This is a genomic window from Tenacibaculum crassostreae (assembly GCF_964512405.1).
Taxonomy (GTDB): Bacteria; Bacteroidota; Bacteroidia; order Flavobacteriales; family Flavobacteriaceae; genus Polaribacter; species Polaribacter crassostreae.
This window is the reverse complement of sequence record NZ_CAZELE010000006.1, coordinates 206,126-220,634: the sequence shown is the minus strand read 5'-3', so window position 1 is coordinate 220,634 and position 14,509 is coordinate 206,126. Positions and strand designations below refer to the sequence as shown.

General features: G+C 31.5%; 18 protein-coding genes. 6 read left to right on the top strand and 12 right to left on the bottom strand.

What is annotated here, in order from left to right; all coding sequences use genetic code 11:
- Nucleotides 1–38: 38 nt before the first annotated feature.
- Nucleotides 39–1,373: a tRNA (N(6)-L-threonylcarbamoyladenosine(37)-C(2))-methylthiotransferase MtaB gene (gene mtaB / locus ACKTST_RS09060; protein ID WP_408047439.1), complete on the bottom strand. Its 1,335-nt coding sequence runs from the start codon at nt 1,371–1,373 to the stop codon at nt 39–41.
- A gap of 127 nt (nt 1,374–1,500) precedes the next feature.
- On the opposite strand from mtaB, the gene ACKTST_RS09055 reads away from it, so the two are divergent.
- From ACKTST_RS09055 to ACKTST_RS09040, 4 genes are read left to right on the top strand one after another with little or no spacing between them, the layout of a single operon-like run.
- On the top strand, nt 1,501–2,001 hold the full coding sequence (locus ACKTST_RS09055; RefSeq protein ID WP_408047438.1) for a GNAT family N-acetyltransferase: 501 nt from the start codon (nt 1,501–1,503) through the stop codon (nt 1,999–2,001).
- Nucleotides 1,998–2,315 carry an antibiotic biosynthesis monooxygenase family protein gene (locus ACKTST_RS09050; RefSeq protein WP_408047437.1) on the top strand — a complete coding sequence of 106 codons (318 nt, stop codon included), beginning with the start codon at nt 1,998–2,000 and terminating at the stop codon, nt 2,313–2,315. Before ACKTST_RS09055 ends, ACKTST_RS09050 begins: the two co-directional genes overlap by 4 nt.
- 5 nt (nt 2,316–2,320) lie before the next feature.
- Entirely contained in the window at nt 2,321–2,833 is a 513-nt protein-coding gene (locus tag ACKTST_RS09045) for a PaaI family thioesterase (protein WP_408047436.1), read from the top strand.
- Nucleotides 2,796–4,418, top strand: a complete 1,623-nt coding sequence (locus ACKTST_RS09040; protein ID WP_408047649.1) for an ABC transporter substrate-binding protein — start codon at nt 2,796–2,798, stop codon at nt 4,416–4,418. The genes ACKTST_RS09045 and ACKTST_RS09040 overlap by 38 nt, the downstream gene beginning before the upstream one ends.
- On the opposite strand, the gene ACKTST_RS09035 is transcribed toward ACKTST_RS09040, so the two are convergent.
- The 5 genes from ACKTST_RS09035 to ACKTST_RS09015 all read right to left on the bottom strand — a co-directional run bounded on the left by ACKTST_RS09035 (nt 4,415) and on the right by ACKTST_RS09015 (nt 7,610).
- Entirely contained in the window at nt 4,415–5,017 is a 603-nt protein-coding gene (locus ACKTST_RS09035) for a MarR family winged helix-turn-helix transcriptional regulator (RefSeq protein ID WP_408047435.1), read from the bottom strand. The genes ACKTST_RS09040 and ACKTST_RS09035 overlap by 4 nt on opposite strands.
- Nucleotides 5,017–5,280: a DUF2024 family protein gene (locus tag ACKTST_RS09030; protein WP_408047434.1), complete on the bottom strand. Its 264-nt coding sequence runs from the start codon at nt 5,278–5,280 to the stop codon at nt 5,017–5,019. Before ACKTST_RS09030 ends, ACKTST_RS09035 begins: the two co-directional genes overlap by 1 nt.
- A 68-nt stretch (nt 5,281–5,348) precedes the next feature.
- Nucleotides 5,349–5,582, bottom strand: coding sequence for a thioredoxin domain-containing protein (locus ACKTST_RS09025; RefSeq protein WP_408047433.1), 234 nt, complete (start codon nt 5,580–5,582; stop codon nt 5,349–5,351).
- 134 nt (nt 5,583–5,716) lie between these two features.
- Complete coding sequence (locus ACKTST_RS09020) at nt 5,717–6,856, bottom strand: geranylgeranyl reductase family protein (RefSeq protein ID WP_408047432.1); 1,140 nt, start codon at nt 6,854–6,856, stop codon at nt 5,717–5,719.
- A 43-nt stretch (nt 6,857–6,899) separates the two neighbouring features.
- Nucleotides 6,900–7,610 carry an endonuclease/exonuclease/phosphatase family protein gene (locus ACKTST_RS09015; protein ID WP_408047431.1) on the bottom strand — a complete coding sequence of 237 codons (711 nt, stop codon included), beginning with the start codon at nt 7,608–7,610 and terminating at the stop codon, nt 6,900–6,902.
- A gap of 7 nt (nt 7,611–7,617) precedes the next feature.
- On the opposite strand from ACKTST_RS09015, the gene ACKTST_RS09010 reads away from it, so the two are divergent.
- Nucleotides 7,618–7,920 carry a hypothetical protein gene (locus tag ACKTST_RS09010; protein ID WP_408047430.1) on the top strand — a complete coding sequence of 101 codons (303 nt, stop codon included), beginning with the start codon at nt 7,618–7,620 and terminating at the stop codon, nt 7,918–7,920.
- Here ACKTST_RS09010 and ACKTST_RS09005 read toward each other — a convergent pair.
- From ACKTST_RS09005 to ACKTST_RS08980, 6 genes are all read right to left on the bottom strand, one after another.
- Nucleotides 7,917–8,777: a rhomboid family intramembrane serine protease gene (locus ACKTST_RS09005; protein ID WP_408047429.1), complete on the bottom strand. Its 861-nt coding sequence runs from the start codon at nt 8,775–8,777 to the stop codon at nt 7,917–7,919. The genes ACKTST_RS09010 and ACKTST_RS09005 overlap by 4 nt on opposite strands.
- Before the next feature lie 30 nt (nt 8,778–8,807).
- Nucleotides 8,808–9,533, bottom strand: a complete 726-nt coding sequence (locus tag ACKTST_RS09000; RefSeq protein ID WP_408047428.1) for a rhomboid family intramembrane serine protease — start codon at nt 9,531–9,533, stop codon at nt 8,808–8,810.
- A gap of 5 nt (nt 9,534–9,538) precedes the next feature.
- Nucleotides 9,539–11,392: a DNA mismatch repair endonuclease MutL gene (mutL, locus tag ACKTST_RS08995; protein ID WP_408047427.1), complete on the bottom strand. Its 1,854-nt coding sequence runs from the start codon at nt 11,390–11,392 to the stop codon at nt 9,539–9,541.
- Nucleotides 11,393–11,674, bottom strand: coding sequence for a riboflavin synthase subunit beta (locus tag ACKTST_RS08990; protein ID WP_408047426.1), 282 nt, complete (start codon nt 11,672–11,674; stop codon nt 11,393–11,395).
- A 175-nt stretch (nt 11,675–11,849) separates the two neighbouring features.
- A complete protein-coding gene (ribH, locus tag ACKTST_RS08985) occupies nt 11,850–12,356 on the bottom strand; it encodes a 6,7-dimethyl-8-ribityllumazine synthase (protein WP_408047425.1) in 507 nt (168 codons plus the stop codon).
- A gap of 85 nt (nt 12,357–12,441) precedes the next feature.
- Nucleotides 12,442–13,227, bottom strand: coding sequence for a tetratricopeptide repeat protein (locus ACKTST_RS08980; RefSeq protein WP_408047424.1), 786 nt, complete (start codon nt 13,225–13,227; stop codon nt 12,442–12,444).
- Nucleotides 13,228–13,341: 114 nt separating this feature from the next.
- Between ACKTST_RS08980 and recF the strand changes: the two genes are divergently transcribed.
- Entirely contained in the window at nt 13,342–14,421 is a 1,080-nt protein-coding gene (gene recF, locus ACKTST_RS08975; RefSeq protein WP_408047423.1) for a DNA replication/repair protein RecF, read from the top strand.
- Nucleotides 14,422–14,509: the final 88 nt, after the last annotated feature.

The window sequence follows — 14,509 nt, the reverse complement described above, 5'->3', positions numbered from 1 at the left end:
AAAAGGAGCTTTTATAAAATATTATGTGTGTTATTATTTTATGCAATAACAGCATCTTTTACAAAATCGAAACGTACTAAACCGTCTTCATCAATAGTTGTTAATGTGATTTTATGAATGGTGTTTACCAATTCAGGATTCCAAGGAGCTTTTACTTTTACATAGTTTTCGGTAAAACCATGTATATAACCTTCTTTATTTTCTCCTTCAAATAAAACGGATAAGGTGTTACCTAATTGACTTTCATAAAATGCTCTACGTTTTTTAACTGATAAACCACGTAACATTTTACTGCGTTTTGCTCGTACTTTTTGAGGAACAACTCCGTCCATTTCGATAGCTTCAGTATTTGGTCTTTCAGAATATGTAAAAACGTGTAAGTAAGAAATGTCTAAATCGGCTAAATAGTTATAGGTTTCTAAGAAAAGCTCGTCAGTTTCTCCAGGGAAACCAACTATTACATCAACTCCAATACAAGCATTAGGCATTACTTCTTTTATTTTAGAAACTCTATCAGTATATACCTTTCGTAAATAGCGACGCTTCATTTTCTTTAACAATTCATCGCTTCCTGATTGTAGCGGAATATGAAAATGCGGAACAAAAGTGTCTGATTTTGAAACAAAATCAATGGTTTCGTCTTTTAATAAGTTAGGTTCTATCGAAGAAATTCGTAAACGGTGAATTCCTTCAACTTTATCTAATTCTTGTACTAGTTCTAAGAACGTGTGTTCGTGTTTTTTGTTTCCAAATTCACCTTTTCCATAATCACCAATGTTAACACCAGTTAATACGATTTCTTTAATGCCTTTTTCAGAAATTTCTTTGGCATTTCTCAAAACATTTTCAACCGTATCACTTCTAGAAATTCCTCTTGCTAAAGGAATAGTACAATAGGTACATTTGTAATCGCAACCATCTTGCACTTTTAAGAAAGCACGCGTACGATCACCAATAGAATATGATCCTACATAAAAATCGGCTTCTTCAATTTCACAAGAATGAACTTCACCAATATCGTTTTTAGTTAAATCGTTAATGTAACTGGTAACGTTAAACTTTTCAGTAGCGCCTAAAACTAAATCTACACCATCAACAGCAGCTAATTCTTCTGGTTTTAATTGCGCATAACACCCTACACCAATTACAAAGGCATTTTCGTTTTGTTTTAAAGCAGACTTTACGATGCTCTTAAAACGTTTGTCAGCATTATCGGTTACTGAGCATGTATTAATTACATATACATCTGCTTTTTCTTCAAACTCAACACGCTCAAAACCTTCATCTACAAAGTTTCTAGCAATGGTAGAGGTTTCAGAAAAATTTAATTTACAACCTAAAGTGTAAAAAGCTACTTTTTTATCTGCATTCATCTTTTCGCTATCCTAAATAAAAAACAAAAGCCTTGTAGAAGTCTTTAATTTTTTAGAAGTTCGTATAGTTTATTTAATCAATCACTCTTTTTAAGAGTTTTGGGTTTGCAAAAGTACGATATTATTCATGATTTTTGAAACTAAAAGATTACTAGTTAGGAAATTAAAACATTCTGATATTGAGGGGTTTTTCGAGTTGGAAAGCAACCCTAAGGTGTTGCAATACGCTACTGGAGATCCTAAAAATTATGAAGAAAGTAAAGAAGATCTTGAACAGTTGATAAAGCGTTACGATACTCCTAAAAATGATTTTTGGATTTATGCTGTAGAAAATAAAGAGAACGGATTGTTTATTGGTACGGTTGCTTTAGTTAAAGATGATGAAGGAAATGATGAGATTGGATATCGATTTATTGAACGGTTTTGGGGAAATGGATATGCTACTGAAATTTGTGAAGGGTTAATTCCGTATTGTAAGTCTATTGGAATGAAAAAATTGATTGGCTGTGTGGTGGATGTAAATGTTGCTTCTGCTAAAATATTAGAACGTTTCGGTTTTAAAGAAATTGAAAAGTTTGTAAGTGATGATATTGGTTTACCTGAAACTAAATATGAATTAATCTTATGATTGTAGATAATTTAAAACCTCCATATTACGCTGTAATTTTTACCACTACTTTAACTGATGATATTGAAGGGTATTTAGAGACAGCTGAAAGAATGGAAGAGTTAGCAAAAAATCAAAAAGGTTATTTAGGAATTGAGTCTGCTCGTGCTGAAATAGGTATAACAGTATCGTATTGGGAAAGTTTAGAAGCAATAACCCAATGGAAAAATAATATCGAACATACTGAAGCTAGAAATTTAGGAAGAGAAAAATGGTATAAAAAGTACCAATTACGAATTTGTAAAGTTGAAAGAGAATACGGTTTTGAACAATAGAACTTATGTATGCAGCACTATCAAAAATTTTAAGAAAATATTTTAAAGAGAGCACCATTTTTAAGTATGGTTTTAATATTTCTCCGATGTACAGAAGATCAACAGGAAAGATACATGCTGTTTCAGACGATTTATTACAAGCTCAGGTAAAAATTCCGATATCGTATAAAAACAAAAACTATGTAGGCTCTATTTTTGGCGGAAGTTTATTCTCTGCTACTGATCCGGTTTTTATGATTCAACTTATGCATATTCTTGGTAACGATTACGTGGTTTGGGATAAAGAAGCGAACATAAAATTTAAACGACCAGCTATCCAAGATGGTTATGTCGATTTTATTTTTACTGAAGAAGAAATTGCAGAAATAAAAAGTAGAGTTGTTGCCGAAAAAGAAATAGATTTAATTAAAGAAATAAAAATAACTAACAAAGACGCATCCGTGGTTTTTGCTGAAGTTTCTAAAGTAATTTACATTGCAGATAAAGCCTATTATAAAAATAAACGTAAAAAGAAGTAGTCTAGTTTTACTAGCTTTAGTCTTACTTTCTTCTTGTTCAAAGAAAAAATCTAGTTATTTAGATACAGATGTTTTCAGATATAATGAACATTCAAATATTACATCGTTAGATCCTGCTTTTGCGAAAGATCAGCGAAATATTTGGGGAGTTAATCAGTTGTACAACGGTTTAGTTCAATTAGATGATAGTTTGCATGTAAAACCCGCTATTGCAAAAAGTTGGACAATTTCTGAAGATGGAAAAGAGTATCAGTTTACCTTAAGAAATGATGTGTTTTTTCATAAACATTTGTTGTTCGGAAAAGATTCTACAAGAAAAGTAAATGCTCGTGATTTTGAATATTCTTTTAATCGATTATTAGATAAAAACGTAGCATCACCAGGAGGTTGGGTATTACAAAATGTAGATTCTTTTAAAGCGGAAAATGATTCTGTTTTTACCATGCAGTTAAAACAACCGTTTCCGCCTTTTTTAGGATTGTTGGCTATGAAATACTGTTCAGTTGTTCCTAAAGAAGCTGTTGACTATTTTGGAAACACGTTTAGAGCAAACCCTATTGGTACAGGACCTTTTCAATTTAAATTATGGGTTGAAAACACCAAATTGGTGTTGCGTAAAAATCCGTTGTATTTTGAAAAAGATGGAGAAGGAAAACAATTACCTTATTTAGAAGCGGTAGCTGTTACTTTTTTACCCGATAAACAAAGTGAATTTTTACAATTTATTCAGGGGAATATCGATTTTATGAAAAGTTTAGACGCTTCTTATAAAGACGATATTTTAAATACAGATGGAACTTTAAAAGAAAAATATGCTGATAAGATTGAAATGCAAACCGGAGCATATTTGAACACTGAATACTTAGGGATTTACTTAGACGGAGAAGAAGAAACACCAACAAAGTCTAAATTAATTCGTCAAGCTATTAACTACGGATTTGACCGTGAGAAAATGGTTAAGTTTCTTAGAAATGGTATTGGAACCCCTGCTACTAGTGGATTTATCCCTAACGGATTACCTTCTTTTAATAATCAAAAAGGATATTCATATCAACCTGAAAAAGCTAAAAGTTTAGTTGCTCAATATATACAAGATACAGGAAATACCAATCCTCAAATAACAATTACCACGAACAGTAACTATTTAGATTTATGTGAGTTTATTCAAAAAGAATTACAAAAAATCGGACTAGAAACTAAGGTTGATGTAATTCCGCCTTCAACATTACGTCAAGGAAAGGCGAGTGGTAAATTGCCAATTTTTAGAGCAAGTTGGATTGCAGATTACCCAGATGCAGAAAATTATGTATCGTTATTTTATAGCAAGAATTTTACACCCAACGGACCTAATTATACCCATTTTAAGAATGCAGATTTTGATGCATTATATGAACAATCTATCAAAGAAGTTGATGTTGTAAAACGTTATAAGTTGTACCAAAAAATGGATAGTATTATTATTGAAGAAGCTCCGATTGTTCCGTTGTATTACGATGAGGTAATTCGTTTTAGACAAAGAAATGTGCAAGGACTGGGAATTAATCCGATTGATTTATTGGATTTAAGAAAAGTTAAAAAGAACTAAATTTTCAATTCATGTTCAGGGCAATCTACCCTCAATTCTTTTTGGGTGAGTTTAGTTCGCATGAGCTTACAATAGTGCTCGTTATTCTCATTTTGATAATAAGAACAAGTAAAACACATTCTTTGAATAGTAATGATTCCTGATTGATTTAATTGATATATAACTTTTAATAAACCCGTAAGAATCTCCTTTTTTTGTTGTTCAGGAAGAGAATTAAGCGGTTTTTCTATATTAAAAGTGAAGTTAGAAGATTTTTCAGCAAGTAGTTTTCCTTGTTCAGTTAAACCAATTAAATAACTTCTTGTATCGTTTGGATTGTCAAATTTTTGAATTAATTCCTTTTTCAATAAAACTCGAACACTATCGCTTATTGTAGCTTTTGTCATGTTAAATTCATCTGCCAAATAGCTTACCTTACATTTTTCTTCTGAATGAAAACGTAAAAAAATTAAAACCTGAATTTGAATTGGGCTTAATGAGTTTTCTTTACTTTCATTCCAAAGAAGTACTCTAAAAGCTTCAGAAATTCTTTCTAAGGCTACTACTATTTTACTTTCAATTGAATTGTTTTGTTGCTCTAAGTTAAAAGGAGATTTCATTAATTACAGTTTTCCATTTCGTAAATAAAATACCCGTGTTCTTTTATAGAATTTTCCCATTCTGGTTTTAGGGTTTCTATATGGCAAAATACACATTCTTTTGAAGTTAATTCAAGGTTTTGTAAACCTTTTAGTTTCAGATACCGCTTTCCATAGTTATAAATAGTACTAGTGTCTTTTATTGTTGATGGTACGATAATGTCAAAATGCATTATATTTCCGTCTTTTTTAGTTACATAAGTGTCCCAAACAGCTACATTCATTATAATTAATTTAATTAAGTTAGAAAACACAGTAAAATTAGGAATCCTAACTTTACTGTGCAAAAAAATTACCCTTTTACATCTTCCATTGATGCTCCAAAGTTAATGTGAAGAACATTTCCAGAAGGAGTTACTAGAGCTGGTACAGACTTAACACCCGCATTTTCAGCTTCAGAAATTCTATTTCTGTCTTCACCAAAGTGAACAACTTCAACATTGTCTTGACCAATTAAATTAATAATGTCTTGTTCTGCACTAACGCAAACAGGACAACCCGCATGATAAAAAATAGACTTACTCATAATTGTAATAGATTTTAAATTCTTTACAAATATAGTTAGTGATCCTAACTATATAAATTTTTAATTCTTAAATTCTTGTTAAAGCATATAGTTTCTGAAATAAAAAATGCAGTCAAAAAATTGACTGCATCCTATTAAAAAACTAATTCTTTAATTTTTTCTTTGATACGTTGTTTTACATTGGTTGGATAACTTCTTTTTCCATGAAAAACATCAGCCATAGCTTCACTAAATCGTTGCCCATATTTTTTAAGTAAAATATTACGAACGGTTTTTTGTTCATAAAACCATTTTGAAAGCCATAAACCAGTTTCTATTTCTGGTAATAATTTTTCAGAAAGTTTTTCTTCGTATATTTTTTTAGCAATTTCAGAGTTTTGTTCACTTTCTATAATTGCTTCAGCAGCAAGTTTACCGCTATAAATAGCATTTGAAATTCCTTCAGCGGTAATAGGGTCAGCAAAACCAGCAGCATCACCAATTAAAAAAACATTATTTTTAACAAATCCGTCTGTACGAGGTGAAACAGGAATTTGAAATCCGTGTTGAGATTCGTTAATAATATTGGTTACACCAATAGTTTTTAAATACTCTTGATAATATTCTTTTAGATTGATTTTAGTTCTTCTTGCAGAAGCTACTCCGATAGATAAATGATTTTTCTTAGGGAAATTCCAAGCATATCCGTAAGGAATAGCATCAATATCAAAACGAACTTCTTTTGATAAACGCTCAAAGTCTTCTTGAGGAACTTCTACTTCATATTCTAAAGCAGGAATTAACTTTCGAGTATCTTCTTTCCAACCAGCCATTTTAGCTGTAGGGCTTAAAGCTCCGTCGGCAGCAATTACAAAATTAGCTGTATATGCACCTTGAGATGTTTCTAAAGTAATTACATCATCAGAAAAAGATAAACCAGTTAGTTTATGATTTTCTAATAAAGTTGCTCCGAATTCTTTTGCTTTTTGGGTGATAAGGTTATCAAAAGAATCGCGCATAATCATTGAAATAGTAGGCTCTTCTCTTTCGGTTCTAAAATGAAGTTTGTTCCCTAAATAAATATCTACCGTATGAAACTCTTTTTCAACAACTTCATCAATACTAAAAGGTAAATCTTTACGACCTCTAAAAACAAACCCGCCACCACAAGTTTTATAACGTGGTAAGGTTTCTTTTTCAATTATCACTGTTGAAATTCCTTTTTGAGCTAAGTGAAAAGCTGTTGAAGCGCCAGATGGTCCACTACCAATAACGGCAACATCGAAATGTTTCATATACTTTAATTTGGTTTGGGTAAAAGTACATTTTTTGAACTAACTACCAATGTAAACGCGTCATTATTGAATAATGATCGGAAAGATTTAGTTTGTTAAATGTTTTAAAGTGGTTTATAGTAGCATTTTCATCAGTTAAAATAAAATCGATTCGCATAGGGTAGGTGTACCTAAACGATTTTCCCAGTCCTATACCAGCTTCAATAAAAGCATCTTTTTTATTTTTAGCTAATTGCTTATACACCCAAGAATAGGCGGTGTTGTTAAAATCACCGCATACTATTTTTTTACCTATCCAAACATCTTCATGCTGTGAAATGCGATTGGTTTGATCTACTTGTTTTTTAAAACCGTTGGTTAAGCGTTTAAATAAACGTTCAGAATCTTTTTCTCCGAAATTTTCTTTATTCGGATTTATTTTTAGTGATTCTAAATGCACGTTGTACACTCGAATTGTGTCTTTGTTTTTTAAAACATCAACAAAAATGGTGTTGTTGGCACTATGCTCAAAATCTAAAGAACCTGAATTTATAATAGGATATTTAGAATAAATTGCAAGTCCGAATTTATTGGTTTTAGACTTTGTTTTAATGTATTTATATGGAAGTTTAATGTCTAACGATTTAGAGTGATAAAACTCTTGTAGTGCAATAATATCAGGACTTTGGTTATTGATAAAGGTATAAATTTGTTGTTCAGTTGTAGCGTCCTCGTTCCATTTATAATGATTAAACATACGCACGTTAAAACTCATAACTTTAATGTCATCATTCAGAATAACTTCTTTACCTGAAAACTTTATCAGAGGAGTGGAGATAAAAACTCCGATTACCAAAACAAATAAAGAAAGCAATACGTTTTTATGTAGTTTAAACAACCAGTATCCTAAAAAAAGTAAGTTTATGATTACCAACAACGGAACAAAAAGACTAAAAACAGCAAAAGCAGGAATTGTTTTTGGCGATATAAAAGGAAGTATATACGACAGCAATAATGCTGTAGCAACTAATGAATTGATAAAAAACAACAACTTATTTACCAAAGAGTTCCTTTTCATGTATTAGTTTTTTCCTTGTTTGAATAAAAATTCTTTTTCTTCTTTACTTAACGTGTCATAACCAGATTTACTGATTTTATCTAAAATAGCATCAATTTCTTGCTGGTTTTTTGTTTTATTAACGCTTTTAGAAGAAGTTTTATTACCAGATTTATAAACTGTTTTTAGTTTACGTTCTTTTTTAATAAAAAGTTGTTTTATCGATTTAAAAATACCTAGTTCTTTATTACTAGCACTTCTTACATAAAAGAAACCTAAAATAGCGCCGCCAATATGAGCTAAATGCCCACCTGCATTTCCTGCAGGAATTTGTATTACATCAATAGCAATCCAAATACAAGCTAAAACCCAAAGTTTCACAAACCCGACTAAAGGGAATTTTAATTCATAATTAGGCATATAAGTAGCTATTCCAATAAAAATAGCGGAAATTCCTGCGGATGCACCTAATAAAACACTGATGTTTATTTCGTTAGAAAAAACCGGGAAGAAATTATAACTAGCTATAAAAATGATTCCTCCAAACAGTGTTCCTAGCAGGTAAAAATTCAGTAATTGTTTTGAAGTGAAATACTGTTTGAATAAATGCCCAATATAGAATAACGCGATAAGGTTAAGTAAAATGTGTAAAAAACTAGTGTGCAAAAAACCATAAGTGATAATCGTCCAAGGTTTTGTTATAAACTCGTCAAAATTGGCAGGTAAAGCAAACCATTCAACTAAGAAGTTGTTTTTTGATTTAAAGAAAAAGTTGAAAACATTGGCAATATGAACCAACAAAAAAACTGCTAAGTTTGCATAAATAAGTTTTTCAACAATACCAGCATGTTTAAAACGATATTTTAAGTTTTCAAGTACATTCATATTCAATAGCTTTTTTATCAATATCCTAAATTAACGGAATTTAAACTGGTTCTTTTTCCAGTACCAAGCGATTATAAATCCGATAATAGCCCCACCAACGTGTGCAAAATGTGCAACATTTCCTATAGAGTATTTTGTCATTCCAAAGAATAAATCACTAGCGATAATTAGAGGAATAAAATATTTTGCAGCTATAGGAACAGGGAAGAAAATCAACGCTAATTTAGCATCAGGATAAGTTAACCCGAAAGCAACTAATACACCGTAAATAGCACCTGAAGCACCAACAGCAGGTGTGTGATACAAGCTATAAAACTCACTCATAGTTTTATTCGATAAGGTAATTAAATTGTTGTTGTATTGTCCAGAATCTAAAATGTTTTGAATTTCATTAGGTGAGATCCCCATTGTTATTAACTGTTCGTAGATTCCGTTGAATTGATAATAATTAGCAAGTGTATAAATTAATCCAGCGCCAATTCCTGCGGAAAAATAAAAGAATAAAAATTTATTTCGCCCCCACATTTGTTCTAATGGAGTACCAAAAGCCCACAAACCATACATGTTAAAAAGTAAGTGAGCAGTACCTCCGTGCATAAACATATGCGTAACATATTGCCAAAAACCAAAATGCTCGTTTTTAGGATAATGCAATGCAAATAGATTGGTCAAATCCATGTTTAATAACTGTGGAGCAAAAAATAAAATCACGTTTATGATTATTAAATGCTTTATGGCTTGCGTTAATCTAGGCATATTGTTTACTTATTAAAAATGGCATCAATTTCATTTAAAGCTAAGGTTTTAAATGTAGGTTTACCAAAAGGTGAAATGTTTGGGTCTTTACAAGAAAACAAGTTGTTAACTAGGTTTTCTTGTTCTTTGCTATTTAGTGTGGTCCCTGTTTTTATAGCCAACGATTTTGCAAAAGATTTTGCCATCACATCAAAATGGCTAAAGCTAGTATCGGGAACTTCTAATTTTATATCGTCTAATAACTGCTCTAAAATAAGCGTGATTTGACTCTCGGTTATTGAAGTTGGAATTCCTGCAATAACTACACTTTCTTTAGTGAATTCATCAAACATAAAACCAGCACTTTCTAAATCAGATTTTATACTGTAAATCATTTCAATATCTGATGAAGAAAATGAAATGTTCACAGGAAATAATAATTGCTGGCTACTGGCTTCTTTTACAGTGATGTTTTCTAAAAACTCTTCATACAAAACACGTTGATGTGCTAACGATTGATGAATTAATACAACACCTGATTTTATAGAGCTTAATAAATATTTTTTTTGAATTTGAAAGGTCTTTCCTGTTTCAGTTTCTTGCTCGGTTTCAAAAAGTTGTTCTTGCTGAATCGGTTCAAAAGTATCTACATTGGTGTACAACGCTTCCCAATTTCCAGTATCTTTTTTAAAATTGGATTGATAGCTGTGTGTGTTGTTACTACTAGAAGCACTAACAGAGTTTGACGATTCTTTGTAATTTGTTTCTGTTTTAAACGGATTAAAGTTTGGGTCAACCGTGATTGGTGGGACAGAAGAAGAACTTTTTTTACTATAATCGTACGGAGTGTCTAAAGTAGCATCTCTGTCAAAGTCTAACACAGGAGCAACATTGTACTGACCTAAACTGTGTTTTACAGTAGCACGTAAAATAGCATACAACGCTTTTTCGTTGTCAAATTTTATTTCCGTTTTTGTCGGATGAATATTGATGTCAATTGTGTTAGGCGGTACTTCTAAATACAAGAAATACGACGGATGTGAACCATTTTCTAACAAACCTTCAAACGCATTAACTACTGCGTGATTTAAATACGAACTTTTAATAAATCGGTCATTTACAAAAAAGAACTGCTCACCACGTTTTTTCTTAGCAAACTCAGGTTTAGCAACAAATCCGTTTACGGTAATAATGTCGGTTTGTTCGTTAATAGGAACCAATTTTTCATTCATTTTAGCTCCGAAAATTGATACAATACGTTGGCGTAAGTTGCTTTTTTTTAAATGATATACTTCGTTGTTATTATGGTGTAATAAAAAAGAAATATTAGGATGAGCTAAGGCAATACGCTGAAATTCATCAACAATATGACGCGTTTCAATGGTGTCAGACTTTAAAAAATTACGACGTGCAGGAATGTTAAAAAATAAGTTTTTAACAGCAATACTTGTTCCTTTAGCTGTGGAAACAACTTCTTGAGAAACTATTTCGCTTCCTTCAATTTTTATTTGCGTACCTAACTCGGCATCTTCTTGTTTTGTTTTTAACTCAACATGAGCAATCGCTGCGATTGATGCTAATGCCTCTCCACGAAATCCTTTGGTGTTTAGGTTGAATAAATCTTGCGCTTCTCTAATTTTTGAAGTTGCATGACGCTCAAAACTTAAACGAGCATCGGTAGTGCTCATTCCTTTTCCATCATCAATTACTTGAATTAATGTTTTTCCTGCATCTTTTAACAATAAAGTGATGGATGTAGCACCTGCATCAATAGCGTTTTCAATCAATTCTTTTACTACCGAAGCAGGACGTTGAACCACTTCTCCCGCAGCAATTTGATTCGCAACATGATCAGGAAGTAACTGTATGATATCTGACATTTAATTTTTTTTTGAAAAAAAGATAGAAAGATCAAAATCGATAATAAACAAAAAAGCGAGTGTTAATAGCAACGCAATAATTACAATAGTTTTGTTGAATTTGTAACCAGATTCTTTTAAATCATCGAGTGCAGCATTAAACTTTCCTTTTAAGTTTTTTCTCTTTCCAACTGTAGTTCTATATTCGTCAAATTTATGTTTAACCTCATAAGGATTTCCTTCTCCTTGATAATAACGAGGTTTGTAATCGAATTTTTTATTTTCTCTTCTGATAAATCCCATAAAAATGTTGCTTTATAATAGCTTAAGTGGAACAAAAATCACACCAAATAAGACGAAACTCAAAGTTACTGAATTATAAAGAGGTGGTCAAAAAATGTGAATAAATTAAAGTTAAAAAAGCGCCAAAATTCTAAAAATCTTGACGCTTTTTATGTTGTTTTATATCTAGAAATAATTAAAAACCTACCGAGTTTGAGTTTCGGTCTTGATTTTTAATCGCTGCCATTTTAACTGCTGCTACAGCACATTCTATTCCTTTGTTTCCTAGTTTTCCTCCAGAACGATCTAAAGACTGTTGTTTCGTATTGTCTGTCAACACACAAAAAATTACAGGAACATCGTATTTAATATTCAAATCAACAATTCCTTGTGTTACACCATCACAAACAAAATCGAAATGCTTAGTTTCACCTTGAATCACATTTCCAATAGCGATGATAGCATCTAGTTTTTGTGTTTCAATCATTTTTTTACATCCGTACACTAATTCGAAACTACCAGGAACATCCCAAGAAATTATGTTTTCTTGCGTTGCCCCACAATCGATTAATGTTTCAATAGCGCCTTTGTGAAGGTTTTGAGTGATTTCAGGATTCCATTCTGAAACAACAATCCCAAATCGAAAAGGTTTCGCATTTGGGATTGAAGCTTTATCGTAATAAGATAAATTTGTTGTTGCCATAATTTATAGTTGTCATTGCGAATGTGTGAAGCAATCTGTTTAAAAGATTACTTCGTCATTCTGACTCGTAATGACGAAGTTTTTATTATTGAGCGTATTTTGCGCTGTTGATATATTTTTCAATATCTCTACCTTGATCAGAATCAGCGTATTTTTCTTTAATGGTTGTGTATAAGCTTTCAGCTTTACTATACTTCTTTAAGTCCATAGCAATTTGAGCTGCTTTGAATAAAAATAAAGGAGTTGTAAATTGATTGTCTTTTTTGTTCGCTGCTTTTTCGTAGTACTCTAAAGCATCTTCTGGTTGGTTAATATCTGCAAAAGCATCACCAATAGCACCTAAAGCTGTTGGGCCTAAAATAGCATCATCAGAAGAAAAACTACCTAAGTACTCGATAGCTTCTTCGTACTTTTTCATTTTTAAGTAAGAAACACCTGCATAGTAGTTTGCTAAGTTTCCTGCTTTTGTTCCGCTAAATTTATCAGCAATATCAGTAAATCCGTATTTACCGTTTACACCACCTATTAAAGCCAAGTTGAATAATGAATCAGCTTTTGCTCCAGCAGAGTTCATAGCTTCATCGAATAAAACTCTTGGGTGCGCTAACTCGTTAGAAGCTTCTTTTTGCGTAGGTTCAGCAATAAATTTATTGTATCCTAAATAAAGTAAAATTAAAGCTGCAACAGTTATCAATCCGTAAAATAATGGCTTGCTGTTTTTCTCAATCCATTGCTCTGATTTGTTCGCAGTTTCGTCTAAAGTATTAAATACTTCAGCGGTAGTACTTTGCGTTTCATCAAACGTTTCTTCTACTTCTTGTGTAACCTTTTCTTTCTTAGGTTTATAACCTCTTTTCTTATATGTAGCCATAATTGCTTAAAAATTAGTGGCGACAAAAATAGTTTTTTTAATTGGATTTTAAAAACCGATTTTTCGTAAAATTTTCGATAATTTGCGCTTTCTTTTTTGAAACAACATTTATTCATGTATTTGCAGAAAATATCATTGGTCAATTTTAAGAATATTGAATCGCAAACTTTTGATTTTCAAAAGAAAATAAATTGTTTTGTGGGTAATAATGGTATTGGAAAAACAAATGTATTGGATGCCATTTATTACTTGTCGTTTGCAAAAAGTTATTTTAATTCGATTGCAGGACAGAATATTCGCCATGGTCAAGATTTTTTTATGATTGAAGGAGATTACCTGTTACACGATAGACAAGAAAAAATAATTTGCTCGTTAAAGAGAGGTCAAAAAAAAATATTGAAGCGAAACGGAAAAGCGTACGAAAAGTTTTCAGAGCATATAGGTCAGCTTCCTTTGGTAATAATTTCGCCTGCCGATAGAGATTTAATTGTAGAGGGAAGTGAAACACGTCGTAAGTTTATAGACGGCGTTATTTCTCAACAGGATAAACAATATTTGCAAGCATTAATTTCGTATGCCAGAGTTGTAAGTCAGCGTAATGCACTATTAAAATATTTTGCAGCAAACAGAACTTTTGATGCGTTGAATTTGAAGGTGTATGATGAGCAGTTAATTGAATATGGAACGGTTATTTATAATAAACGAAAAGTTTTTTTAGAAAAGTTTGTGCCTATTTTTAATGCAAAACATCAAATTATTTCTGGGGCAAATGAAAAAGTAAATCTGCGTTATAAGAGTCAGTTGCACGAAATGGATTTGGAAAGGTTATTGCAGCAAAATTTAGAGAAAGATAAAATATTACAATACACATCAGCAGGTGTACATAAAGACGATTTGAGTTTTGATATTGAAGAACATCCGATTAAAAAATTCGGATCACAAGGTCAGCAAAAATCGTATTTAATAGCTTTAAAATTGGCACAGTTTGAGTTTATAAAACAACAATCGAACGTTACACCAATTTTATTACTAGATGATATTTTTGACAAGCTGGATGAAAATAGAGTAGCTCAAATAGTTGATTTGGTAAATAGCGATGAATTTGGGCAGATTTTTATTACGGATACACATGCCGACCGTACCGAAGATGTAATTAAGCAAAGTAACCAAGAGTATCAGATTTTTAAATTATAAGCATACGTCATTACGAGTCAGAATGACGAAGTAATCTCTAATTTGAATAAAAAGATTACTTCATTTTATTCGCAATGACAAAAAAGAT